Origin of the sequence: Faecalibacterium sp. Marseille-Q4164 (assembly GCF_017377545.1) — a bacterium.
Lineage (GTDB): Bacteria > Bacillota > Clostridia > Oscillospirales > Ruminococcaceae > Faecalibacterium > Faecalibacterium duncaniae.
This window is the reverse complement of record NZ_JAFREJ010000001.1, coordinates 107632-130880: the sequence shown is the minus strand read 5'-3', so window position 1 is coordinate 130880 and position 23249 is coordinate 107632. Positions and strand designations below refer to the sequence as shown.

The following is a 23249-nucleotide window of genomic DNA, read 5'->3' as shown; positions in this document are numbered from 1 at the left end:
CACACCCGCCCATGTACTGTGCTTTGCACACAATACGCAGGCGGGTGTTTTGCTGTTCTTCCGGTACGATCCTCAGTTTTTTAAATACAGCTTGGGTCTGTGCAGCACCGATAGGGTCACATCCTGCGCTCAAGGTTCTGCCGGAACAGCTCGTACGCCGCCCGCAGATCCTCCGGCAGACGTTTCAAGGTCTCTGCCCGCAGTTCCTGTGGCATCCCGTAAAAGGCTTCGGCAATGCCGCCGGTGATGCAGGCAAGGGTGTCGCTGTCGCCGCCCAGAGAGACTGCATTGCGGAGCGCATCTTCAAAGCCGGTGCTTTCCAAAAGGCGACGATGGCCTCCGGCACGGTCTGTTGACAGGTCTCCACATGGCAATAGTACGGGCAAATTTCATCGCAGGTGCGGCTCAAATCGTAGCCGAAGGTCTGCTCCACATACTGCCGGTTCGCTGGGTTGACGATGGCATCCGCTGTTACCTTGGTGATGTCGTTGCGGATCATCAAAAAAGGCATGCTGGTTTCTCCCTCATGTGTTTTTTCACATTTCCCGCTGCTCCACGATTTCCAGACTGTCCCGCCCGACATGGCAAAGCAGAAACAGCACCCTCACACCTGCGGCTTTCGCTTCGGCCAGCGCTGTGCCAAACTCCGGCTGCGTGCCAACATTCGGCATCACCTCGGTGATGCCTTCCATCTGGATCACAAAGGCTACTGTGCACCGATACCCTGCCCGCTGCGCCTGCGCTAACTCATGCAAGTGCTTCACGCCCCGTTCGGTGGGTGCATCCGGGAAATAACCGATGCCGCCCACTTCCAGTGTGCAGCCTTTGACTTCCAGCAGGTATTTCTGTTCGCCCTTTTCCATGTAAAAGTCGATACGGGATCTGCCATAAGCAAACTCCGGCCTGACAAGGTCAAACTCCTGCTTTGAAAGCCATTCTCCTACCACCTTGTTGGGTGCCTGACTGTCCATGTTGACCCAGCCAAGTTCCTGCTTGTGTACCGCCACAAGGTCGTATTTTGTCTTGCGCTTCGGGTTGTCCGACACTTCCAGATGCACCGCCGCACCGGGCAGCAGCAGTTCCTTGCACCGTCCGGTGTTTTTGACATGGACGGTTTCCACCGTGCCGTTCACATCTACATGGGCAATAAAACGGTTGGGGCGGTCAAGAAAAATGCCGTCCGCAATCTCTCTGTATTTCAATGTTTACTCCATTTTTGTCTGATACGCCTGCGCCGTCCGGGCATCAAAGCAGCAGAAGATGACCCTCATATCATAGTCGGCGTGGCTTTGCAGCCAATCAGCCACTGTATCCACCGCAATTTGGGTGGCAGCATCCAGCGGATAGCCATAAGCCCCGGCAGAGATTGCCGGGAAGGCAATGCTGTGGATGTTGTAGGTCTTTGCCAGCTCCAGCGAATTGCGGTAGCAGTCTGCCAACTGCACAGTGTCCTCCGGGGTGCCGGAGTAGATGGGACCCACCGTATGGATGATGTACTTTGCCTTCAGCCGGTATCCCTTGGTGATTTTCGCTTCGCCGGTGCGGCAGCCGTGCAGGGTGCGGCACTCGGCAAGCAGCTCCGGCCCTGCTGCCCGGTGAATGGCTCCATCCACGCCACCGCCGCCCAACAGACTGCGGTTGGCCGCATTCACGATGCAGTCACAGTCCAGCTTGGTAATGTCTCCCTGCACTACTTGAATCTGATTCTTGATTTTTGGGGGAATCGTTGCAGACACCTCACTTTTTGAGCAGTTCCAGTGCCTTATCCATAGGCACGCAATCGGCATAACAATCTGACCAGAGGAATTCATTGTAATAGCGATAGCTCTGCTCTCCTGTCATGTATTCGTTGTCCTGCGTGGAATTTGCATAGGCAGGGACGATCATATGAAAATCGTGCTCAAAGCCTGCTTCTATCGTTGCATTGATGCAGAAGTCGGTCATGATGCCGCAGACCATCACATCTTTTTCGCCCTTTGCGGTCAGATATTCCAGCAATCCGCTCTCTTTCTTGAAAGCGTTGCATACAGTCTTGACGAACCGTCTTTCAGTCGGCAGCGGAGCAAACCCGGAATAGACCTCAAATTCATCGTCCCCGATGGAGAAACCGGTGCCGGGCCCATCATCATGCTGGACATAGACGACCTCGATTCCCTGTTCGCGGGCAGTCCGGATCAATTCCCTGATGTTGCTGACAAACTTTTCAAACGCATACAGGCGTTCATCCACGATACCTTTCTGTGTATCCACAACCAGTAAAACCATGTGTAAGCCCTCCTGTTTTTCTTTGGTTTCATTCTACCATAGACCGTTTCTTTCTACAAGCGGATTCAAAAAATCCCCACAGGGAAAACCTGTGTTTCACCTGCAGGGATTGATTCAGCCACCCAAGACGATCAGGATCAGCACCGCGACCACTGCAATAGCGATCAGGCAACCGCAACCGCTGCCATCTCCCCCGCCGCCGCCATTGTTGTGGCCACCACCACCGCCGCCAGACGAACCGCCGAAGTTGCGGTTGAAAGCCGTCATGTACTGGGCATAGCCCGTGTCGCCTTTGCCGAAATAGCCGTAATCACCGTTTGCCATTGTATTTTCCTCCGTCTGAAGTGTGTTTTGCTTCTTCTGAGGTCATTTTACCAAAGATGATATCCCATAAAGCTCTCTTTCAGAATTTCTTTGCAATGTCATTCTTCCCGGATTCCCAGATATGTATCAATATCCATGATGCCTTCCCCGCTGACCTCCACCAGATCTTCAAAGGGCACCACGGTGTCGCCCACCTGCAAGGTGCGGAACACCGGGTCGATGCGGTCTGCTTTTCCGGTCAGCGTGATGTAGTTGCCCACCGCCGGAACCTCCGGGTGGGCGGTATCCTCTTTGAAGTACTGCACTGTGATGGTCATGCCCTTGGTGACCTGCATCAGCCGATCGGACAGGGCGGACATTTCCTCCTCGGTCAGAATGCGCTTGGTCACACGCTCCGTGCGCTGCTTTTCTGCGGCAAGCTGCTCGTCATAGCCTCGTAGCGGAGAGAAGGGCGAGAAAATTTTGGCACGGTTCTGAAGGGTCATGCGAAGGTGCTTGCGGAGGGATTCTTCGTTCTGGGGGCGTTCCATCTCTATGATGTCCCCGTACTTTTGGGCGGTCTCCTGCCCGGCCTTGCTATTTTTGTAGTTTTCCATCTGAACCTCCTGCACTGTGCCCGCCGATCTGTGCGTTGCGCTGGCGCATGGTGGCACCTTCTTCGTAGCTGCTGGCTTTCAGCACGGCGTTTTTGCCGTACTTGTTCTTGATGCCCAGCATGGCTTGCTGGAGTTTTTTCTCCTTTTCCAGCTTCTTCGTGTCGGTGAAAAAGTCCACCTGATAGAAGCCCTCGTCCGGCGTGACCTTGTTGGCGTTGATGGTAATGCGCCGCACCGTCAGCGCCGGGTCGGTGATGCGCTCAAACAGCTTTGCGCTTTCGTTGATGAGGGTGCTGCCCAGATTGGTAGGGGCATCAAACCGAACGGTGCCGTGGGCTGCCTTGGGGATAACTCTGCCGTAGCGGTCGGTCTGGGTCAGACCACGGTAGCCGCCCTTGTCCACGTTCTCCCGGTCGTAGCCTATCTCCAAGGTGATGGATTCCGTCACCAGCTTCTTTTCGGTGAGCCGGAACATCAGAATCTCTGCCATCTCTCGGACGATGAGCTTTGCCTTATCGTTGGGGTAGGGGCAGGTCAGCACCTGCCCCTCGCTGATACTGTTGGTGCTGGGCTTGTAGCTTTTGATCTCAGCCATACCGCAGGGCTCATAGCCCCATGCGTGGTCGATGAGAATTTCTGCATCCACGCCAAAAATTTCATACAGACGATCTTCTCCGTAGATAGAAAACCGTGCCAAGTCCCCCATCGTATAAATGCCGTGGGCTTCCAGCTTTTTCACGGTGCCTGGGCCTGTCATCCAGAAATCCGTCAGAGGGCGATGATTCCACAGCAGATACCGGTAGGACTGCTCGTCCAGCTCCGCAATGCGGACACCATCTTTGTCCGCCGGGATGTGTTTTGCCACAATGTCCATGGCCAGCTTTGCAAGGTAGAGGTTGGTGCCGATGCCTGCCGTTGCGGTGATTCCAGTGTTGTACAGCACCTCCCGCACCATGGTCATGGCAAGCTCGTGGGCGCTCATGTGGTAATAGGGCAGATAGCCCGTCACATCAATGAAAACCTCGTCGATGGAGTAGGGGTAGATATCCGCCGGGGACACATATTTGAGGTAGGTCTTGTAGATTTGGGTGGAAACGTCCAGATACCGCTGCATCCGGGGCGGCGCAACAATGTAACTCAACCCCAGTGCAGGGTCTGCGTTCAGGGCATTGGCATCAAAAGAGGTGCTGGCAAAGTGATATTTGCCATCTTCCCCACGCACCGCCTTTTTCTGCCGGATGGCAGTTTGCAGCCGCTGAGCGTTGACCTCTTTCACCCGCTGAACGGCTTCAAACAGCCGTGCTCTGCCGGGGATCTTGTAAGCTTTCAGGGAGGGCGATACCGCAAGGCAGATGGTCTTTTCGGTGCGGGAAGCATCTGCCACCACCAGATTGGTGGTCAGGGGGTCCAGATGGCGGTCTACGCACTCCACCGAGGCATAGAAACTTTTCAGGTCGATTGCCAGATAGGTGCGCTGCGCTGCCATACTTCAGCCCTCCTTTGCAAAAGTCACAACTATTTATTTTATTATAATAAATAGTTGCACTGTTTTCAAGATGGAACGCTATTTTATCTGTGATATAGACAACAAAAAAGAGTGGCAGCATTTCAAGCTGAAACGCTGCCACTCTGTAGGAACTGCGTAATGACTGACGATTATCCTTCTACTTTGACCGTAGCACGATCACTCTTTGTATTTCCATCTGCATCCAGCGTGATATGCACAAAATGTTCCGGCTTATCATAATCCTTTGTCTCGCCGTCATCGGTATAGTATTCATAGGATGCACCATCGGGAGCATAGGCAAGCAGGCGCAGGTCTGCAAAATCCACATCGGCAACGCTCTGGATTTTTTTGCCGTCCTTGGCAAGGGGCAGAAGGTGTCCCTTGCGCATAAAGAACACCACTTCATCCAGCTCCACCGGAATGTAATGATGGCCTGCTGGCAACACGCTGGTTTCGATGCGGTTGCTTTCGCTGCACTTTACCCGCACCTGCAGCATCTCCTCCGGCAGATAAACATACCGACCGCGGGCATTTTGCTCATATACCGGGGCAATCAACAAGCTTTCACCGATCATCACCTCATCCTCCACCCGGCGGGCAAAGTCGTCCCCCGGGAATGCGAACGCCAACGGCATACAGTACATGCCGTTGTGCAGAGCAGCCTTCATGTACTCGCTGTAAATGTAGGGCAGCAGCAGGTAGCGCAGCTGTAAAATCCCGGCAAAGGCAGCCTTGTTCTTAAAGCGGTAGGGTTCCTGCCGGCGGGTGCCGTTGGCAGAGTGGTTCCGCAGCAGCGGAGAGAAGATGCCCAAGCCGTACCAGCGCAGCACCAGATCCTCCGTGGTATTGCTGCCAAAGCCGCCAATGTCGGGGCCTTCGTACAGGAAGCCGCACATATTCAGGGAGGGCATCATGTGCAGCGCAAGCAGAATGTGGCTCCACCAAGAATGGTTGTCGCCGGTCCAGATGCCGCCATACCGGTGCATCCCGATGCAGGCAGAACGGGAGTATATCAAAATGCGCTTGTCCGGCTCCAGCCGCTCAAAAGCCTCGCCTGCCGCACGGGTCATGTTATAACCAAAAAGATTATGTACCTTGTCGTGCCGCATACGCCCCTGTTTGGTGTTGTGGTAGAACAGCTTATAATCGTTTTCGTTGTTGGAAAGCCCTGCCACCATGCCGGTAAAAGCACCAAAGCTGGAAATATCCAGGTTTTGCTTGCTGTATTTCTCAATTTGAGCAAAAGTCTTTTTCAGTCTTTCTTCTGCGTAGAAGATAGCAGGCTCGTTCATATCATTCCAGAAGCCCTCGATCCCCTGATCCAGCAGAACTTTATATTGACTGCCAAACCAAGCACGGGCTTCCGGGTTGAGCATATCGGGGAAGTGTACCCGTCCCGGCCACACACCGGCTACAAAGGGGGTGCCATCCTGATTCGTGCAGAAGTAGCCGTTTTTCACGCCCTCCTCGTACACATCATATCCCTCTTCGACCTTGACTGCTGCATCGATGATGGGGACAAGATGGATGCCCTGCGCTTTCATCTCAGCGGCAAAGTCTGCAAAACGCGGGAAGCGCTGCGCATCCACCGTAAAGTCCTTGTAACGCTCCATGTAATCGATATCCAAAACCACAGCGTCCAGCGGCATATGATTGGCACGGTAATTTGCCACCACCTCGCGGACCTCGTCCTCGTTCATGTAGCTCCAGCGGCTCTGGGCGTTGCCAAAAGCCCATTTGGGCGGAATATAACTGCGCCCCACCAACTGGCGGAACTGGTGCACAATATCGGTCAGGCTCTCGCCCTCAATGATGTAGAGATCGTAATTTTCCTCGGCCACCGTGATGCGTAAGGTATCCAGGTCGGTGTAGCCGCAGTCAAAGGTGACCTTGCCCGGGTAGTCGATAAAAAAGCCAAATGTATCCTTGCCGGACACGATCATAAAATTATAAGCACCGTACAGCGAGGATTTGCCCTCGGTATGGTTGCCGTCATCGGAGCACTTGCTTTCGTACACCCACCCGCGCTTGTTGATACCACGGACGTTTTCGCCAAGACCATACAGAATATCCTGCGGTTCCATGGCATAGGAGAAACCATCCGGCTCCTTGGTCAGATAGGGTATCGTTTCCATCATGGGCAAAAAAGAACCCACTACACTTTCGGTATCAAACGGTTGACCGTATTGCTTTTTGTAGATCATAGTAAAATATCTCTCCTCTGTTTTTGAATCGTCACAGTGTAAAACGTACCAACATATTTTTGATGGACAATTAAGAAACTCTGACATTGGCTGGAGCAATTGGGGCTTCAGCCTTATTTTCAACCCAATAGCTGCGGTTGTGCAGCTATTTCAATACAAGATCCTTGAAACGTGATGTTCCTGTTTGCCCAGATACAGCCCCACGATCATTCGTCCGTTTTCGGTGTTGCAGAGGTCCTCTTTGCAATAGTCAGACAGGGCGGCGTTCAGTTCCGCCTCCGGCACATCGGTCTGGTACAGCAGAATGTGCAGCTGCTGCTCTGCTGTCTCGCTTCCCTGCTCCCTGTCAGGCGGCAGGGTCACGTCTGCATGGATATGCAAAGTCATAAAACATATAAAATAGGAAAAGCGTCAAAAATCATCTTGGCCAGCGCTCTTTTCTGGACATGAGTGGCGCGAATGGTACATGAGGATGCGTCTGGTACCAGTAAGCTGTGGTAGCGACATCATCCTGACGTTCAAAAAGACCTCCGTGGCTGACACCAATCTGCTGCAGAGTTACCTTAAGGTCCTTCTCAAAAAGGATAGGATCAAGAAGGTGCCAGCGGTAGAAGCTGCGTTGTGGCATCTGATCATCATTGTGGTAATCATTATGAAGGAAGGTATCGTGGCTAGAGTAGTAAGGATAGCCAAGATACGGAGTACAGTACTGATTTTCAACGGTTTGGCCATTTTGCTGTGTTGCAAAGCTCCAGGCACCGCCGAAGTAATCTTCTGTTCCAGTTCCGCAAATGGTTGGATAATCCTTGTCTCCATCGATGTAGAATTTCATCTCACCTTCTCCGTACCAGTAGCGTTCGAGGCTGGTAAGCGCAAGATAAGTTCCAACGTACTGGCCTTTCCCTTTGATGTTGTCGAGGACAACGTAGTCTTTTGCCTTTTCCGTTATGCGCTGACGACGCCACTGGGCATGGAAATAGGCAGCATCCTCCGGAACCGTTGTCAGGCAATAGTCGATCTGATAAAAGAAGGCCGGAATCGGCTCATCACACTGATTTTCAATGGTAATACGTGCGTTTTTACGGAACGGCATCGGGAAATAGCTGTTGAAACCACGGGTCGGATTGACAGCAATCGGGACTGAGTTTACCTGGTAGGAAACACCGAAGCCGCAGCAGAAGAAATCGCCAAGCGGGCATTCAACGGATGGGAATTCTTCATCGTCCCAGTACATGCGCAGAACAAGATCCCGCAGAACATAACGGTTACGTTCACTGGTACGGTCTGTAACGGTGATCCAGATGTGCTGAATCATGCCTTCTCCCTGGATCTCACCAAGTGTTACGGTCTCTCCTGCTTCTATTTTCGGGATACACGGGGAACCTTTTCTGGACGGACCAAGATCGCTGGATGCCATGCCGCCTTTTCCTTTTTCTCCGTTCCGGTTTTCCCAGTTGATGGAACGGGACTGTCCGTTTTTCAGCCGGAAAATATTCTGTAAACCACAATCAAACATCATATATTCCTCCTACTCACAAATGAGCAACTGTCTTTTATGTTGAATTGAATTCATTCAAACAATTCCGCTTAACAGGTACAGTCTCCACCCATGTTCCAGTTGATTCCTTGAAGGGGATTGCTTGCAAAGTTGTTATTATTGTACACTTTTATTTGTATAAAAGCAATGTGCTACTGCCATAAATCTTTAGCACCACACTCATGAATGCATAATGGTGTCCCGAAAGTACACTACACTTACTGCTCCATCCGTAGCAAACTTTTCAACCGCACCTGCTGCACAAAGGACGAAGCCCAGCGGCTGTGTGAAGATTGGCTTATAAAACAGGACCGCTGCTATATAAATAAACTAAAGAACGCCGAGGGTTCCTCCCACATGGGAAGGGATTCCTCGGCGTTCTTCATTTCATGCTTTTTGATTGCCCGGTCAACAGTATCACGCGCCTTACTGCAATGCACGGATCACAGCCACTGTTTCAGCACATCGTTCAGCTTATTCAAATCAAGCGGTTTGGCGATATGCTCATTCATGCCGGTGTTCTTTGCCAGTTGCACGTCCTCGGCAAAGGCATTTGCCGTCATGGCAATGATGGGCACTTTGCCCCGGCTGCCGGCAAGCGCACGGATCGCAGCAGTGGCTTCGTAACCATTCATGATGGGCATCTGGATGTCCATAAAAATGAGATCGTACCACTTTTCTGGCGCTTCCATCACCTTTTCGACTGCAATTTTTCCGTTTTCGGCGCTGTCGATGGTCACGCCCGTCATTCCTATGATCTCGGTTGCGATCTCACGGTTCAGCTCGTTATCTTCCACAAGAAGGATCCGCTTACCCGCATAGTTTTCCTTCGCAAAGTCTTCCAGATAGTTCCGGGCGTTTTTCTCCTTCTTCCCGGATGTAAACTGCCGCAGAGTTGCCGTAAGACGGGAACGGAACAGTGGTTTTGCCATAAACGCATTCACGCCCGCTGCTCTGGCTTCTTCTTCGATCTCGCTGAAATCAAAGGAAGTCAGGATGATGATCGTGACATCTTCTCCTACCCGTTCCCGGATTTTTCTGGCGGCTGCAATACCGTCTATTTCCGGCATCTTCCAGTCCAGGATCACCGCAAAATAGTCGCGGCCGGTCTTGTGCCGCGCCGCGCAGCGTTCCACGGCTTCCTTGCCGGTCAGGACCCATTCGCCCGCTATGCCGATCTCCTGAAGGGTTGCAACGGTGCTTTCGCAGCAGGTCTTGTCATCGTCCACGACCAGTACCGGCAGATCGAGCAGTTCTTTTTCCTGTTCCTTCTCGTTCTCCTGAAGCTTCAGATAGACCGTGACCGTGATCTTCGTTCCCTTGTTGGGAGCGCTTTCGACCTGAATGTCACCATTCATCAGGTTGACGATGTTTCTTGCAATGGCCATGCCAAGACCGGTGCCCTGCACCTTGGTCGTCCGGTGATCGTCTGCCCGGCTGAACGGCTCGAACATGATCTTCTGGAATTCCGGCGTCATACCGATGCCGTTGTCCTCGATGGAAAACTCGTAGCAGCCAAGCTCCGAAAAGCCGTTCGGTTTTTCCTTGATCGTAAGGGTGATATTTCCTCCATCCGGGGTGTACTTGACGGCGTTGCTCATCAAATTCACAAAGACCTGCTGGATGCGCAGGCTGTCGCCGCAGACCGCTTCGTGCTCGATGTGCTCAATGTGGACTTCGAGCTGATGGTGGTGCTCGTCGATTACCGGTTTTGTGAGGGTGAGCAGGTTATCGACCAGCTCCGGCAGGCTGAAATCCTCCTCCGCAAGGCTCATTCGCCCGCTCTCGATTCTGGCCATATCCAGCACTTCATTGATCAGTCCCAACAGATGACGACTCGATTTTGTGATCTTGCCAAGGCACTCGACCACCTTGTCCTGACTCTCGATATTCGCACCCGCAATGGCGGTCAAGCCAACGATTGCATTCATCGGTGTACGGATATCATGGGACATATTGGAGAGAAATTCTGTCTTGGCGCGGCTTGCGTTTTCCGCTGCCCGGTACGCTTCCTTCAGTGCCTTATGGGATTCGATCTCGGCTTTTTTCTCCTGTGACACATCCATAGATGCCAACAGTGCTTTGACCAGCTTTGTGCCATCCCACTCCAGCGGAATGAAGGAACCGATCTTATAGGTGTTCTCATCTATGGAGCAGTATTCAAATTTGTAGATGTCGTTCTCGCCCTGCAGATTCTTTCGGATATTTTCCGGTGAGAACAATGCGTCCATCGCCGCCAATGGCTCCAACGTCTTATACCTTACAGCCACCTGCTCCACAAAATCATGGTAAGCCCCCGTCGGCGCATAGATCATGTCGCCTTGCAGGTTATAGAACCGATACCGGTCATTCTCCAAATCGCAGACGACAAAGCGGTCCAGCAGACGCACCATGCTCTGGATCAAAAGATCCATCGATGCGTTATCTGAGGCCATCTGCATCCGCCGTGCCGTCTCTGCTTTGGACTCTGTGATGTCCCGCAGAAAAATCATCGCATATTCGGAATCTTCGATCTCGCCGCGCATGACCACGTTGCTGACCCATCGTTCCTCCCCATCCAGAACGATGCGGCACTCCTGACGTAGCTCCGTCTCCAGCCCCTTTAATTTTTCCGTGATGTAGGCGCGATTATAGAAATTCGTTACGGTCTTTTTGTCCTCTTCCACCACATAGTTATCCACAAAGAATCTGACCAGTCCATCCCATGTGTAGTTCTGCTCAAAGGCCGTCATCAAAGAGGGCTCCACTTTGAACGTATCAAAGGTATTCTTTTCCAGATTTACATAGTATTCGCAGAGGTTTGCGCTGGTAAATGCACGGTGAAATGCCGCCGCCCGCTGCGCCTGCATCCGGCTTCTTTTTTCCGCGTCAATATTGCTGATGATTCCAGCAATTCGATTGGCCGAACCATCCAGACGACGTATCACCTCCGCTGATGCCCGGAACCACTGGTACTGGCCATCCTGCATTTTCAGCCGGTACTCTACATTATACTTTGTAGTATTGGTTTTGTCCGCAATCGTTTCCAAAAGCAGCTGCATTACCCGGTCATAGTCCTCCGGGTGCAGAAGGTTTGACCACGAATCCAGTTTGTTCGGAAAATCCAGAATGTCGTGATATCCAAGGATCTGCCGGAACGCATGGCTCCAGTTCACATGAACGATCTCACCGTTTTCATTACACTCAAAATACCATAGTGCAGAATGGATGGATTCATTAACCAGCGCAAGGTTCTCATACGCCCAGTTCATCTGTACTGACATGATCCAGATCGGCGTTCCATCCGTATCGACTGCATCTTTTTTGTAGAGACGCACATAGACGGGAGAGCCATCTGCTGTAAGGATCCGGCCTTCCCCTTCGCCTTGGAGCTGACGAAAGCGTGCATTGTCAAGGAATGCGGCATCTTTCTTATAGAAAAGATTCTTCAACGAACCCTTTGTCTGCTCCATCAGGGATGCATAGCTGTGGTTCAGATTATGCAGCAACAGATCACTGACCGACAGGATCGACAATTCGGCATCATAGTACCCGGTAATGGTTCCGACACCGCCATTATGATAGACCGTCTCCCGCATGGCCTGAAATGCATTTTTTCCCAGCCTTACCGTATCGGAAGTATAGATTTCATCTGTAAGTCTTCTATCGAATTTCATTTTCATCCTCGTAGGGTTTTGATTCTGCCGCGCATTTCAATTCTGGTATGTCTTTTATGGTCAACTGGCATACTGATTTTTGATCAAGCTTGTACAGTATAGCTAGTATAGTATACTTGCGCAGCATTTCGATTTCAAGCGCTAATTGGCATTGGCTGTGTAAAAAAGAGAGGCCAACCTGCGTAAAAATTTGCGCAAGTTGATCCCTGTACTTTTCCACAATCCGGCTATCAGTATAGACAGTCGCCTTGCGATGCGGTATACTCGAACCAGATCAACATTCCCGCCGCAGCACGCGGAAAGATCGTGGGGAAAATATACGGGTAACAGGCGCATTGCTCCGCAATGCTGCTATATAAACTAAAAAATCCGCCGAGGATGCCTCCCAACTGGGAAAGCTCCTCGGCGGTATTCGTTGATCTGCTCCGGGCTATGGTGGTGCCCCACCAGATAAGCCACCCGGTTCACAGGATATATTCCATCTGCCGTTCCTTTGTCCTCATGCCCATTTTTTCGTAAAAGTGCTCTGCCGAGGTGTTTCCTGCCCAGACGTTCAGCGTCACCTCATAGCACCCCTGCTCTTTTGCCTGCTGCTTCACATATTCAAACAGGCTTTCCCCGATGTGCTGTCCCCGTGCCTACTGATCGACGCACAAATCGTCGATAAACAGTGACTTAAAGGGCACCATATTCGTAGAAAATGGCTGTTCCTGCATTTGACAGAAGGCATATCCCATACACACATCATCTTCGTTCACGGCAACGTAGATGGGTTTATCTTCCTGCTTCATAAGTTCAGCCAGTTCGCAGACAGTGTATTTGGTGGTGCCGGGAATAAAAACATCCGGTCGGATCTCAGCGTGGATCTGCAATACCTGCCCCAGCAGCGCAAGAAGTCTGGGAATATCTTTTTCCTCTGCCTTACGGATCTTCATTTCATTTTGCTCCTTCCCTGTTTTCAATTTTACGAATTCAGTATACCACACCCAATCCCATTGTAAAAGAGGATATGTACGCCGCCCGCAGGCGGCACCCTTTATTCTCCCGGTGATTCTTGAAGCCAACCTTTGCGCAGCTGATTCAGTGCGTGGGTCTCGAGCCTTGAGACATAACTTCTGCTGATCTGGAGCAGCTGTGCCGTTTCCAGTTGGGTCAGGGGCGGCTGACCCGCCAGCCCGTACCGCAGCAGAATCAGCTTGCGCTCCCGGGCGGGCAGGCCCTCGATCAGCCTGCGCAGCCGCCGGGCCTCGTCCTGCCGCTCACAGGCATCCTCCATGCAGAAACCGTCCTGCAGTACATCGGAAAGGGTCAGTGCGCTGTCCTCCTTTCCCGCTTCCAGTGTTTCCTGCAGGGAAACGACCACACCATTTCTGCGCTCCCTGCGAAAATGCATCCGCAGCTCATTTGCTATCCTCTCCCCAGCGCACTTTGGGATGGAAAAGAGAATCCACCTCTTTCACGCAATGACGTATCTACGTCAAAATGGATTTTTGGGAGCCGAGAGAGCGGTTCCTTTTTTCTGCTTCAGAGGGTGTCATGTGAGGGTTGTGGTCTAACCCCTCTATACATCTTACAGGTAAGTTTGGCAGGCCCCCGCACCACCGTAGAGGCGCAGGCGTTCTACCGTATGTACCACTCTTACGCCGACATCCCGAACCCATGGGACCGTCTGCGTTGGTGCCGCTATGGTCTTGACCTGCTGCAAAAAGAGGTTGCTGCCATGGTTGGCATGGAGGAATGGCTCTATCGGGATCTGGAAAGCGGCATATTTCACCGCAGCTTTACGCCGGAACTTGCGGACAAGCTCGCCGCCCTTTACGGCATCCCGGTGGAGGATATTCTGGACGACTACACCCTGTTTCTGCACCGGGGCGGAAGAGCCTTCCTCCGCAGATACCGGGAGGCAAAAGGCTGGAGCCGTCAGCAGCTTGCCGGCCACGCAAAGGTCAGCCGGACAAGCATCCGCTGCTGGGAAAGCGGACAAAAGACCATCAGTCAGAAGTGCTTTTGCCATCTGATGGAAAACCTTGGTTCCGATTTTCCATCTATGCTTCGCATGTGAGGTATGGTAATTTTTCTCCGGCCAAACGAAAAAGCTCGTCTGCAAGCCACGATATGTGGCAGCGCAGACGGGCTTTCGTTATGGAATCATTCTGTTTCAATTATTCTGATATTCGCTCTGACTTACATGGCGTTCCGTAAAACACACAGTCGTTCTTCAAACGTTGCTTTCCATGCCGGATGCTCGGAGAATACGGTGTGCTCCACCTGACGGACTTGGTTCAGTCCGATGTTCCGCACCGCTTCCACTGCAGCATCTTTTTGGCTCAGATGGCGTTTTCCCACGGTCAGACAGTTTGCGCCTTCTGGCGTGTCGTACTGCTGAAACGCCCGGTTGAAGTCCATCAGGTCATGCAGACGGATGGGCTGATTGGTTTCGTTATCTACCAGCAGACCCCAATTTTCCCAATGACGGTCGGTATTGCCCACCAGATAATCCAGAATGTTCATCATATAGTAGCTGGGAGCATCCAACTCTAAGATCTTATCCAGCGTGTTCCAATCATGGTTCGTGCAGTAGACGTCATAGGCTGCATAGGTCACAAGACTGTATCGCTGAGATGTCATGATTTTGCTGATAGAAACCGGCTCATTTTCAAACATCCCCTGCTCATACAGTACCTGATGGCAGTCAAAGCACCGGCAGATTTTGCTTGCCAGCACTTCACGTTCCACCGCTTCCCTGCCACCATCCTTGTAAAGATAGAAGCCATCCTCTTTTCGCACCCACGCCTTGGGGTACAAGCCGCCCGTAGACAGGTCATTTGCCAGAAGATGGGCGTTTGTCACCGTCATTTGGTGCCCCCGCAGCGCAATATCCACAAGCGCATTGCTTAAGGAGTGTGCAAAAAGGTTGATATCCTCGAATCGAATCTTCTCGTTTTCTTCTTTCACCCAGAACACATCCAGCAAAGACAGACAATGGTAGGATAATGCAATCTGTGCTCGTTCCCTGTCCGTAACACTCTGAGATGCACCGATACTGTTCAGGATTTCCTTGGCGTAGGTGCGATCCAACGTCAACATCCGGGAGGCACACCAATAGTAAAAGTTCGTTACATTATTGATGCGCTCGTCAAAATCATCCGATTCCACCAGAACCAGATCATAGGGCATGAAATCCTCGAGGCAGACCCTGCATTCCCCTGTCGTGCTGAGTTGTGCCACACAGCTTTCCCGGTGCATGATCTCGTAAAACATGGTTTTCATCCCTCCCTGCGTTCTGTGTCTTGCTCTGTATTTATATTACCTTCTTTTTTCACGGGACGCAAGAGCTTTTACTTTTCAAAAAGCTTTTTCTGCTGCTCCATCAGGACGGTTTCGATACGCTCTTTCAGCAAAAAGCGGAACTGTTTTGCGTGTTACGCAATGTCACAGGATACCATATTGGCTGCCAACAATCAACAGTTTTGTTGTGTCAGCCGTATTTCAAAAAACTTATGTAACACAAAAAGCCCCACGCTCAACACTGCCTCTGAATCTGACCGTCTCCGGTCAGAGCAGAAAAGCATATGTTGAGCGTGGGGCTTTGTTTATCGGCTCGGCTGCCAGCCGGGCTTTTGGTGTTCCTTGGGTTTGTAAGTTCCTTTGGTAGTATCGATCACTGCCTGCAGCAATTCGAGCTTCTGCCATGTGGGGCAGTTCAGACGGTCGATTTTTTCGATCACATAGTTGGCGTGGGCGGTTGCGACCAGTTTTCCGAGTTCGTCCCATCCCTCTTTCGTTTTGGGGTAATGTACCACCACTTCAATGGGGGCACTCTTTCGCATGGCTCACTCACCTCCGATTACATCGCTATCACCTCATTTTTACGGGTTACTGGTTGTCCGCTATTCGCTGCGGTTTCCGCTCAGAACATTCAGAGCCAGACTGACCAGCAAAGCCATATCAATGCGGAGCATTTCAGCCTTGCTGGCATAGCCCATAAAGCGTTCGATGCGGGGTTTATCGATCGTGAAGATCTGCTCCAGAAGAATCATGGACGGTTCTTCAAAAGCCGGGTTGGAATCCACCAGCACATGGGTGGGCTGGTTTTTCTTCTTTTCCGTCCAGGTAGTAACAGTTGCAACGATCAATGTAGGCGAATGACGGTTTCCAATGTTGTTCTGCAGAACTACCACAGGGCGTTTCCCTCCCTGTTCCGAGCCGATATGCGGCTCCATGTCTGCATAGTAGATGTCCCCTCTGAGATATCTCCAATTGTTCGGTAACATAAAAATCAACCTCCTTTTTATGTAAGAAACAGCCGCCGCAGACGGATACCACGACGGCTGTTGTTCAGGAGGTAAAACGAAACTGTCAGTTTTTCAGCGGCAGACTCATCTCACGGCTGGCACCGTTATAGATACGAAGAATCTGCCGCATATGACGGTTGGCAGAGCTGCCGGTATCCTTCTGCGCCAGTTGGGTGATGGTCTTGGGGTGGGTTCGTGCCAACTGCTGCACCAGCCGTTCCCGGTCGTATTCGCCCTCATAGACGGAGATAAACCGGGTCACGCCCCGGATCACCCCGGCAAGGTAGGCATCCACATTGCCCCGCCACGCCTCGTTGATGATGTTCAGCATCTCAATATAGCGCTCCCTGCCGTACTGCTTGTAGAGTTCGTATGCTGTTTCGATGCAGTAGATCTTCCAGGCTGCCCGGATGCCGTCGTAGGCAAACTCCACACCGGTATCTACGGTGGCTCTCACAAAGTGGATCGCATCCGGGTTTCTTGCCACCAGATTGGCACGCAGACGTTCGCCCGCCGTCAGGCAGGTGGAAATGCCGGTCTGCAACGCAAAGAGCGTTGCTTCGTCCTCCTTGCTCAGACCAAGGAAAACCTTGCAGCGGATGGGCAGGTCCTTACCGCCGTTGCAGGCCCGACGTGCCTCCACCGTGTTCTGCCCGTCAAAAACGTAATAGCGGCCATCCCGGAAGCTGACCTTCGGATCATTCGCAATGTACTCCGAGAAGTTTTCCGCAATGGATGCCACCTTCTCCGTGCGCAGAAGGCGCTGGTATTCCATGCAGGGGAAGAGCAATGCGCTGTTCACGAACTGGTAGGTAAAGGTGCTTTCGGGCAGGGTGCTGAGGTTCAGGTTGGAATTCAACATATTTACATCTCCTTTACAGTGTTCAGGTAGGTCGTCATTCGGTCGATCAATGCAGAAACTTCTTCCCTGCTGGTTTCATTGGTTAAAACATCCGGATAGTTCTGGAAAATAATGCCCCATCGGAACATAAAATCCTCTGCTGCGCCTTGCAACTCGCACAGCATGATGGAACCACTTTTTGCAATGCGGTCTCGGTACCGGCTGTCCACCGATACCTTCAACCGTGCCATGTCCTCCTCCGAGAGGTGGCGCTTGTGCCCCTGTATCTTCTGAAGAAAACTTGGTGGTCCGTTGCTGGCAGGTTCGATTTCCTCCTCCGGTGGGGAGGGTGTCACCGGCTCCGGTGCTGCGGGTTCCTCGTTCTGCGGAGGTTCCGGCGGTTTCGGCGGCGCAGACTTTGGCGGCGGACGCTCCGGCTTCAGTCTGGAAAGCAGATTCTCGTTCCGTTTGCCTTTTTCTTTCCGAAGCTCGTCCAAAATGGCCGGACGCTCTTCCTTGGGGATCGCAGGCAAAGCAGCAATCTGTGCATCCGTTGCCTTGATGCGCCCGGTCAGGATCTCCTCCTGTGCTCCGGGCACCGCTTCCTCAGCGGCATCTATGCCCTGCGAGTATTTTTCGGCACGTCGCACCGTCTTTTCTCCAACGCCGTGCTCGGAAGCAATGCGTTGACAGGTTCTGGATTCTGTGAAAATGTGGTCATTTTTGACCACATTTTCGTATTCCATGTTTGCTGCCGAGAGGTGCGCCCACCGCCAGCTTGGTCGATTCGTACTCTTTGCCCAGAAGAAACTTCTTTCGTTCCGGGCTGAGATTTCTGCGGCCAAGCTGATTTTTGCAGATCCATGCAAGCGCTTCGTACTTGTTCGCAAGCTGGATTTCTTCCACTTCAAACTTGATAAAGCCGTGCTTTTTCAAGATGCGGTAGCGGGTGTGCCCATCCAGAATGTAGCCATTCCATGTGATGATGGGATTCAGAAGACGGCCCTCGGCAATGATGTTCTGCTCAAGCTGCTGTTCTTCCTCAAACTGCAGCGGCGGAATTTTGCTTTGAAACTCCGGGTCAATTTTAAGCTGGCTCAGTTTCACGTCGGTTCTCCTTTCCGGTCATTTTCGATTTACGGACAATGGGCTGAACGTAGTAGTCAAACCCATATCGTGTCTGGCAATACGTGCAGACATCCTTGACGAGCTGCCTGGGGTCGGCTCTGCGGAGCCGGACGTCCTTTGCGTCCAAAAATGCCCCTCGGCAGACGGCGCACAAAGTTGTCAGGGTGGATTCGTCCACCTTTTTTGTGGTCTTGCGGTTCATTTGCGTACTCCTTTTCGCTGATATATAAAAACGCCGTCCGTGGTTCCCCTCGAACGGCGTTTGGAAAAGGTTTTGTATGGTTTCTCTTAATTTGTCCCCGGCACCCCTGAGAAAGGGAAACAATCAGGCGTTGGATTTGCACCACTCCATTGGCCTCTCGGCCACCCCGTCTTCTTTATGACCGGGCCGCGAATTACGGAAGTATCATTATCTGGAAGTACCTGAAGCTGCATATTCAATTTTCAAGGTCCGCCCGGCTGCGGCTCCCGATCCCTTTCGGAGGTGGGCCGCTGCCGTGACAATAGTGTATCGTACTTTCGAGCAAAAGTTTATGGACTCGTAGTCCAAGTCACCCACCCTCTTAGTCCATATATTGTATACAACAGTCCCAAAAAGCAAAAAAATCCCGCCTGAAAAGCAAAACCTTCGCTTTGCCCTCAGACGGGATGTCTTTCTATAAAATTTCAAAAAGGGATTGACTTGAAATCAACTTCAAAGGTTATACTGAACGTCTCAGAAAATTTCAGTTGCCTCCTGTGCGGCAGGTACAGGCCCCAAAATACCTCTCCCGGCCATCACATGGTCAGGAGAGGTTTGCCTAATTATTTGGTTTATCAGTATTTTCCCTTTGGTACAATGAGTGGTGCTCCAGAAAGTGGATCCTTCATAACAATGCAATTAAGTTGATACACCTTTTGCATCAACTCTTCTGTAATGACATCTGCCGGTTTACCTTCTGCAATCAATTTTCCACGGCAGAGCGCAAACAAATGATTCGCATATCGTGCAGAAAGGTTCACATCATGCAAAATCATTACGATGGTCGTTCCCTTTCTGCGGTTTAACTCTGTCAGCAAATCAAGAATTTCCACCTGATAGGCAATGTCCAGATAGGTTGTCGGCTCATCAAGCAGCAAAATGTCTGTCTCCTGCGCCAGTGCCAGAGCAATCCACACTCGCTGCCGCTGACCGCCAGAAAGCTCATCCACACATCGGTTGGCCAGTTCTGTGATTCCCATCCGTTCCAGAGCATCCTCAACTGCGGCATAGTCCTCTTTGGTCATATTCTGCATGAACTTCCGGTATGGATATCGTCCACGTGCGACCAAATCTGCCACCGTGATTCCCTCCGGTACCGTTGGAGACTGGGGAAGAAGTCCAAGCATCTGCGCCAGCTGCGTGGAAGGATAACCGTGAACTGCTTTTCCGTCCAGAACCACCTGTCCTTTTTCGGGCTTCAGCAACCGTGAAAGGGTTTTCATCAGGGTGGATTTTCCGCAACCGTTCGCTCCAATGATCACACTAACCTTGTGAGCCGGGATTTCCAGATTCAAATCTTCAATGATGGTGGTTTCATCGTAGCCCACAGAGAGATTTTGAGTTTGCAATGTATGCTCTGTCATCAGACACGCTCTCCTTTCTTATTGATTTGCAGCAGGAGCAGCAGCAGATATGGTGCACCCAAAATTCCAGTGATAACACCCACCGGATATCGCACTGCAAAGAGATTTTGTCCTACCAGCTCTGAAGCCAGAATTAGAACCACACCTACCAGTGCCGAAGCAAGCAGATTGGTACGTCCTTTCCCAACGATTCTTGATGCGATTGGACCTGACAGAAAAGCAACGGACGCGATGGGGCCAGTGATAGAAGTTGCCACAGCTGTAAGAAGTAATGCGCACAGAATGGAGCCCAACCGTACACGCTGGACAGGCGCTCCAAGCGTGATGGGGTATTCTTCTCCCAACTGCATAACCTGCAAGCTTCGATTTAGCACTATTAAAATGAAGCCACCTACCAAAACTGTGATGCTCAGCACCGGAACATCTGACATCTGGACACCATTCAAGCTGCCCCGCAGCCATCGTAATGCTGTGGCAACATCGTATTCAGAGCCTTTCAATAACATCCATGAAATCAAGGCATTGAGCATAGCCTGCATTCCGATGCCAATCAGGATCATCCGACTGCCGGAACAGCCATGTCGGTCACGCGCCAGCAGGTAAATCAACGCTGCGACGAAAAGTCCGGCCAACACAGCAACGAGCGATACGATACCGCCGCTCCATTTGAGCATCAGAATACAAAACACTGCTGCTGCACTGGCTCCACTTGTAACACCAATAATATCCGGACTTGCCAGTGGATTCCGAAGCAAGGTTTGAAATGTGTTTCCGGACACCCCGAATGCGATTCCAGCAAGAATTCCAATGAGCATTTTAGGCAGCCGGAGAGTTTTGATGGTAAATGCAGCTCCTTTTGTCCCTTCACTGGTAAGAATCTTCCAGACTTCTGCCAACGAATAGTAAGTGTTGCCGCATGTCATCACCAGACAAGCCAGAACAACGCTCAGAATGATGAGCACAGCGGCTGCCAGAACAGAGCGACGGTGTCTTTGGGCAAACCCCTGCCGCACAGAAATGTTCGGTTTGTTCATAAACTGCGCACCTTCGCTTTCTTTGCTACAAGAATAAAGACAGGTGCTCCCAGAACAGCCGTTACAATTCCTACTTCCAGTTCACCAGGGCTGCCCAGAACACGGCCAAGCACATCGGCGAGAACCAGCAAGGCGGCACCGTATAATGCAGAAAGCGGAATTACTGTTTTAAGGTCAGCACCAAGCGTCAACCGGACAAAGTGCGGCACCATTAACCCTACAAAGCCGATTGGTCCTGCCAATGCAGTGGTGGCTGCACACAACAGCACACCGCCCAGTGCAGCCAGTGCTCGCACCAGTTGCACATTGACACCCAGACCAGCAGCCAATTCATCACCCAAAGCCAATGCATTCAAGGCTGGAATCAATATCACCGCTAGTACAAAACCCACCAGAAGATATGGCAGAATGGTGCGTATCTCCCCCCAGCTTGTACCACTGATGCTGCCGACCTGCCAAAAGCGAAATTCTTTCATGACAGAACTGTCCGGCAGCATAATGGTGTTGACTAAGGCAGAAAGAGCCGTGCCAGTGGCAGTGCCAGCCAATGCCAGTTTGATCGAAGTCGGACCGCCATAACCTACCGATGCGATACCGTAGACAAAAACAGCAGTCAAGGCCGCACCTGCAAAGGCCAGCCAGATATATTGCTGGCTGGATGTAATGTGCATCCACGCGATTCCAATCACGACAAACAGGGATGCGCCGGTATTGACTCCAAGTACACTGGGATCAGCAATCGGGTTTCGGGTCACAGCCTGCATGAGAGCACCTGATACGCCCAGTGCGGCTCCCGCCAGTACTCCAAACACAGTGCGCGGAATACGAGCCCAGACGACCGATGCCTCAAAAGTTCCTGAATCTGGATTTTGAAGAGCCTGCAGAACCTGCCCGATGGGAATAAGATTGGAACCATATGCTACGGAAGCCAGCATACATCCTGCCAAAATGATCATACCCAGCAGAGTGATTCCAATCACACGCTGCCCATTCTTCATACAGCTTTCTCTGCCACAGCATTCAGGACTTCCAGATAGCGGTCAATCGTATACGGAATCGACAGGATAGAGGGTGTGCTGGAAGCAGCCAGATCATCCGAGGAATCCAGCAGAACCACAGCACCGTTCTTCACCGCCGAAATTTCACTCAGCAGGGGATCAGCCTGAAGCGCGGTCAGCAGTTCATCTGTACCGTAGGTGATGATGATTTCCACATCGCTGAACTGATTTGCATTCTCCGCACTGACTGTCAGTGCAAAATCCTTCCCGTTATCCAGTGCGGCAACACTATCCGGCAGCGGCATTCCAAGATCCGTCAGAAATGCGGCACGCGGATCCAATGTGGTGTAAATATAGAATGTGCTCAGATCCGAAGCACTCAGCCAGAAGAAGGCTGCCTTCTTGCCCTCAATAGCAGGATACTCTGCCAACTTTTTCTGAATCATAGCGTCAGTCTCAGCCACCAGAGCTTCACCTTCACTCTTCATGCCCATCGCCGTAGCATCTACAATTGTTTCTTCGCGCCAAGTAGTAGACCATGCAACGCTGGGATATGCAACCGTCGGAGCGATCTGGCTCAACATATTATATTCTTCTTCGGAGAAACCGGAGTAAGCAGCCAGAATCACGTCCGGAGCGCAATCACTGATGGCCTCATAATCCCAGCCGTCCGTATCACTGAAGACATTCGGCGATGCACCCAGCTTTTCAAATGCGGCAGCAGTCCAAGGCAGCAGGCCGTCTTCGTTGACCGGGCCGAAGTTTGTTTTGGAAACACCAGTGGGCACGACACCCAGAGCCAGAGGCACATCCGGATTACCCCATGCAATTGCAACAATGCTTTCGGGCTTCTCCTCAATGACCGTCTCGCCATAAGCATGCTGGATGGTGATGGGATATTCCACCGCTTCATTGGAAGCTGCACTTTCCGCAGAAGAAGCCGTGCTTTCGGAAGCAGATTCACTGCTTGCAGAGGAAGTGGAGCTGCCGCAAGCGGCCAGCAAAGCGGCGGCACTGACCACACCTGCGGTCAGAAGAAAATTACGACGCGAAATCTTTCTCATAGTTCCCTCCAAAAATAGAACATCATTTCAGATAACATAAATGCATTCCGTCAGTTAGTAAGTTGTAACTAACGTCAACGGCGAATATTATACACTCCCTTTTGATGGTTGTCAATTAAAATTTTATTTTTAGCTAAAGTTATTTTAATTTCTTGACAAAATTTAATTCTTCATGCAAAATAGAAAAAAGCATTG

Annotated in this window: 25 protein-coding genes and 1 pseudogene; 1 reads left to right on the top strand and 25 read right to left on the bottom strand. The window is 51.5% G+C overall.

What is annotated here, in order from left to right; all coding sequences use genetic code 11:
• Positions 1 to 116: 116 nt before the first annotated feature.
• From J3352_RS14455 to J3352_RS00580, 14 genes and pseudogenes are all read right to left on the bottom strand, one after another.
• Entirely contained in the window at positions 117 to 323 is a 207-nt protein-coding gene (locus tag J3352_RS14455; RefSeq protein WP_347562990.1) for an ADP-ribosylglycohydrolase family protein, read from the bottom strand.
• Positions 324 to 536: 213 nt separating this feature from the next.
• Complete coding sequence (gene sfsA / locus J3352_RS00635; protein WP_097772312.1) at positions 537 to 1202, bottom strand: DNA/RNA nuclease SfsA; 666 nt, start codon at positions 1200 to 1202, stop codon at positions 537 to 539.
• Positions 1203 to 1205: 3 nt separating this feature from the next.
• A complete protein-coding gene (locus tag J3352_RS00630) occupies positions 1206 to 1736 on the bottom strand; it encodes an O-acetyl-ADP-ribose deacetylase (protein ID WP_097772313.1) in 531 nt (176 codons plus the stop codon).
• Between the two features lies 1 nt (position 1737).
• The gene (locus J3352_RS00625; protein ID WP_097772314.1) at positions 1738 to 2265 is read right to left on the bottom strand and encodes an isochorismatase family protein; all 528 of its coding nucleotides are present in this window, start codon (positions 2263 to 2265) and stop codon (positions 1738 to 1740) included.
• Positions 2266 to 2379: 114 nt separating this feature from the next.
• Positions 2380 to 2589, bottom strand: coding sequence for an HFLK protein (locus tag J3352_RS00620; RefSeq protein ID WP_097772315.1), 210 nt, complete (start codon positions 2587 to 2589; stop codon positions 2380 to 2382).
• A 98-nt stretch (positions 2590 to 2687) separates the two neighbouring features.
• A complete protein-coding gene (locus J3352_RS00615) occupies positions 2688 to 3185 on the bottom strand; it encodes a hypothetical protein (RefSeq protein ID WP_097772316.1) in 498 nt (165 codons plus the stop codon).
• Positions 3166 to 4671, bottom strand: coding sequence for a DNA methylase (locus J3352_RS00610; RefSeq protein ID WP_005934086.1), 1506 nt, complete (start codon positions 4669 to 4671; stop codon positions 3166 to 3168). The genes J3352_RS00615 and J3352_RS00610 overlap by 20 nt, the downstream gene beginning before the upstream one ends.
• A gap of 170 nt (positions 4672 to 4841) precedes the next feature.
• Positions 4842 to 6896: a TIM-barrel domain-containing protein gene (locus J3352_RS00605; protein ID WP_005934091.1), complete on the bottom strand. Its 2055-nt coding sequence runs from the start codon at positions 6894 to 6896 to the stop codon at positions 4842 to 4844.
• Between the two features lie 150 nt (positions 6897 to 7046).
• Positions 7047 to 7283, bottom strand: coding sequence for a hypothetical protein (locus J3352_RS00600; RefSeq protein WP_242699827.1), 237 nt, complete (start codon positions 7281 to 7283; stop codon positions 7047 to 7049).
• A gap of 31 nt (positions 7284 to 7314) precedes the next feature.
• A complete protein-coding gene (locus tag J3352_RS00595) occupies positions 7315 to 8415 on the bottom strand; it encodes a glycoside hydrolase family 172 protein (protein ID WP_005934096.1) in 1101 nt (366 codons plus the stop codon).
• Between the two features lie 461 nt (positions 8416 to 8876).
• The gene (locus J3352_RS00590) at positions 8877 to 12089 is read right to left on the bottom strand and encodes a PAS domain-containing hybrid sensor histidine kinase/response regulator (protein ID WP_005934101.1); all 3213 of its coding nucleotides are present in this window, start codon (positions 12087 to 12089) and stop codon (positions 8877 to 8879) included.
• 464 nt (positions 12090 to 12553) lie between these two features.
• Positions 12554 to 12715 (bottom strand): annotated as a pseudogene (locus tag J3352_RS14450) (GNAT family N-acetyltransferase); the annotation flags it as partial.
• A gap of 12 nt (positions 12716 to 12727) precedes the next feature.
• On the bottom strand, positions 12728 to 13024 hold the full coding sequence (locus tag J3352_RS14445) for a hypothetical protein (RefSeq protein WP_342589585.1): 297 nt from the start codon (positions 13022 to 13024) through the stop codon (positions 12728 to 12730).
• A 101-nt stretch (positions 13025 to 13125) separates the two neighbouring features.
• Positions 13126 to 13482 (bottom strand): sigma-70 family RNA polymerase sigma factor, encoded by a 357-nt coding sequence (locus J3352_RS00580; RefSeq protein WP_005934110.1) that lies wholly within the window; start codon positions 13480 to 13482, stop codon positions 13126 to 13128.
• 189 nt (positions 13483 to 13671) lie between these two features.
• On the opposite strand from J3352_RS00580, the gene J3352_RS00575 reads away from it, so the two are divergent.
• Positions 13672 to 14151: a helix-turn-helix transcriptional regulator gene (locus J3352_RS00575; RefSeq protein WP_242651645.1), complete on the top strand. Its 480-nt coding sequence runs from the start codon at positions 13672 to 13674 to the stop codon at positions 14149 to 14151.
• Between the two features lie 122 nt (positions 14152 to 14273).
• On the opposite strand, the gene J3352_RS00570 is transcribed toward J3352_RS00575, so the two are convergent.
• The 11 genes from J3352_RS00570 to J3352_RS00520 all read right to left on the bottom strand — a co-directional run bounded on the left by J3352_RS00570 (position 14274) and on the right by J3352_RS00520 (position 23054).
• Positions 14274 to 15350 (bottom strand): hypothetical protein, encoded by a 1077-nt coding sequence (locus J3352_RS00570; protein WP_347562991.1) that lies wholly within the window; start codon positions 15348 to 15350, stop codon positions 14274 to 14276.
• 332 nt (positions 15351 to 15682) lie between these two features.
• Positions 15683 to 15919: a hypothetical protein gene (locus J3352_RS00565; protein ID WP_005934123.1), complete on the bottom strand. Its 237-nt coding sequence runs from the start codon at positions 15917 to 15919 to the stop codon at positions 15683 to 15685.
• Between the two features lie 60 nt (positions 15920 to 15979).
• A complete protein-coding gene (locus tag J3352_RS00560) occupies positions 15980 to 16363 on the bottom strand; it encodes a type II toxin-antitoxin system PemK/MazF family toxin (RefSeq protein WP_005934125.1) in 384 nt (127 codons plus the stop codon).
• An 85-nt stretch (positions 16364 to 16448) separates the two neighbouring features.
• Complete coding sequence (locus J3352_RS00555) at positions 16449 to 17246, bottom strand: DUF6551 family protein (RefSeq protein ID WP_005934127.1); 798 nt, start codon at positions 17244 to 17246, stop codon at positions 16449 to 16451.
• Positions 17247 to 17248: 2 nt separating this feature from the next.
• Positions 17249 to 17971: a hypothetical protein gene (locus J3352_RS00550; protein ID WP_005934128.1), complete on the bottom strand. Its 723-nt coding sequence runs from the start codon at positions 17969 to 17971 to the stop codon at positions 17249 to 17251.
• Positions 17943 to 18332, bottom strand: a complete 390-nt coding sequence (locus J3352_RS00545; RefSeq protein ID WP_097786424.1) for a hypothetical protein — start codon at positions 18330 to 18332, stop codon at positions 17943 to 17945. Before J3352_RS00545 ends, J3352_RS00550 begins: the two co-directional genes overlap by 29 nt.
• Positions 18313 to 18555, bottom strand: a complete 243-nt coding sequence (locus tag J3352_RS00540; RefSeq protein WP_035394008.1) for a hypothetical protein — start codon at positions 18553 to 18555, stop codon at positions 18313 to 18315. The genes J3352_RS00545 and J3352_RS00540 overlap by 20 nt, the downstream gene beginning before the upstream one ends.
• A gap of 614 nt (positions 18556 to 19169) precedes the next feature.
• On the bottom strand, positions 19170 to 19958 hold the full coding sequence (locus tag J3352_RS00535; RefSeq protein ID WP_005932470.1) for an ABC transporter ATP-binding protein: 789 nt from the start codon (positions 19956 to 19958) through the stop codon (positions 19170 to 19172).
• Positions 19958 to 20992: an iron chelate uptake ABC transporter family permease subunit gene (locus tag J3352_RS00530; RefSeq protein ID WP_005932467.1), complete on the bottom strand. Its 1035-nt coding sequence runs from the start codon at positions 20990 to 20992 to the stop codon at positions 19958 to 19960. Before J3352_RS00530 ends, J3352_RS00535 begins: the two co-directional genes overlap by 1 nt.
• Positions 20989 to 21990 carry an iron ABC transporter permease gene (locus tag J3352_RS00525; protein ID WP_005932464.1) on the bottom strand — a complete coding sequence of 334 codons (1002 nt, stop codon included), beginning with the start codon at positions 21988 to 21990 and terminating at the stop codon, positions 20989 to 20991. Before J3352_RS00525 ends, J3352_RS00530 begins: the two co-directional genes overlap by 4 nt.
• Positions 21987 to 23054: an iron-siderophore ABC transporter substrate-binding protein gene (locus J3352_RS00520; protein WP_005932462.1), complete on the bottom strand. Its 1068-nt coding sequence runs from the start codon at positions 23052 to 23054 to the stop codon at positions 21987 to 21989. The genes J3352_RS00525 and J3352_RS00520 overlap by 4 nt, the downstream gene beginning before the upstream one ends.
• Positions 23055 to 23249: the final 195 nt, after the last annotated feature.

What these genes read in the sequence shown, in the direction of transcription:
- J3352_RS00625 (WP_097772314.1), bottom strand. Translation starts at nt 2,265, where the DNA reads ATGGTTTTACTGGTTGTGGATACACAGAAAGGTATCGTGGATGAACGC.
- J3352_RS00620 (WP_097772315.1), bottom strand. Translation starts at nt 2,589, where the DNA reads ATGGCAAACGGTGATTACGGCTATTTCGGCAAAGGCGACACGGGCTAT.
- J3352_RS00615 (WP_097772316.1), bottom strand. Translation starts at nt 3,185, where the DNA reads ATGGAAAACTACAAAAATAGCAAGGCCGGGCAGGAGACCGCCCAAAAG.
- J3352_RS00610 (WP_005934086.1), bottom strand. Translation starts at nt 4,671, where the DNA reads ATGGCAGCGCAGCGCACCTATCTGGCAATCGACCTGAAAAGTTTCTAT.
- J3352_RS00605 (WP_005934091.1), bottom strand. Translation starts at nt 6,896, where the DNA reads ATGATCTACAAAAAGCAATACGGTCAACCGTTTGATACCGAAAGTGTA.
- J3352_RS00600 (WP_242699827.1), bottom strand. Translation starts at nt 7,283, where the DNA reads ATGACTTTGCATATCCATGCAGACGTGACCCTGCCGCCTGACAGGGAG.
- J3352_RS00595 (WP_005934096.1), bottom strand. Translation starts at nt 8,415, where the DNA reads ATGATGTTTGATTGTGGTTTACAGAATATTTTCCGGCTGAAAAACGGA.
- J3352_RS00590 (WP_005934101.1), bottom strand. Translation starts at nt 12,089, where the DNA reads ATGAAATTCGATAGAAGACTTACAGATGAAATCTATACTTCCGATACG.
- J3352_RS14445 (WP_342589585.1), bottom strand. Translation starts at nt 13,024, where the DNA reads ATGAAGATCCGTAAGGCAGAGGAAAAAGATATTCCCAGACTTCTTGCG.
- J3352_RS00580 (WP_005934110.1), bottom strand. Translation starts at nt 13,482, where the DNA reads ATGCATTTTCGCAGGGAGCGCAGAAATGGTGTGGTCGTTTCCCTGCAG.
- J3352_RS00570 (WP_347562991.1), bottom strand. Translation starts at nt 15,350, where the DNA reads ATGTTTTACGAGATCATGCACCGGGAAAGCTGTGTGGCACAACTCAGC.
- J3352_RS00565 (WP_005934123.1), bottom strand. Translation starts at nt 15,919, where the DNA reads ATGCGAAAGAGTGCCCCCATTGAAGTGGTGGTACATTACCCCAAAACG.
- J3352_RS00560 (WP_005934125.1), bottom strand. Translation starts at nt 16,363, where the DNA reads ATGTTACCGAACAATTGGAGATATCTCAGAGGGGACATCTACTATGCA.
- J3352_RS00555 (WP_005934127.1), bottom strand. Translation starts at nt 17,246, where the DNA reads ATGTTGAATTCCAACCTGAACCTCAGCACCCTGCCCGAAAGCACCTTT.
- J3352_RS00550 (WP_005934128.1), bottom strand. Translation starts at nt 17,971, where the DNA reads ATGGAATACGAAAATGTGGTCAAAAATGACCACATTTTCACAGAATCC.
- J3352_RS00540 (WP_035394008.1), bottom strand. Translation starts at nt 18,555, where the DNA reads ATGAACCGCAAGACCACAAAAAAGGTGGACGAATCCACCCTGACAACT.
- J3352_RS00535 (WP_005932470.1), bottom strand. Translation starts at nt 19,958, where the DNA reads ATGACAGAGCATACATTGCAAACTCAAAATCTCTCTGTGGGCTACGAT.
- J3352_RS00530 (WP_005932467.1), bottom strand. Translation starts at nt 20,992, where the DNA reads ATGAACAAACCGAACATTTCTGTGCGGCAGGGGTTTGCCCAAAGACAC.
- J3352_RS00525 (WP_005932464.1), bottom strand. Translation starts at nt 21,990, where the DNA reads ATGAAGAATGGGCAGCGTGTGATTGGAATCACTCTGCTGGGTATGATC.
- J3352_RS00520 (WP_005932462.1), bottom strand. Translation starts at nt 23,054, where the DNA reads ATGAGAAAGATTTCGCGTCGTAATTTTCTTCTGACCGCAGGTGTGGTC.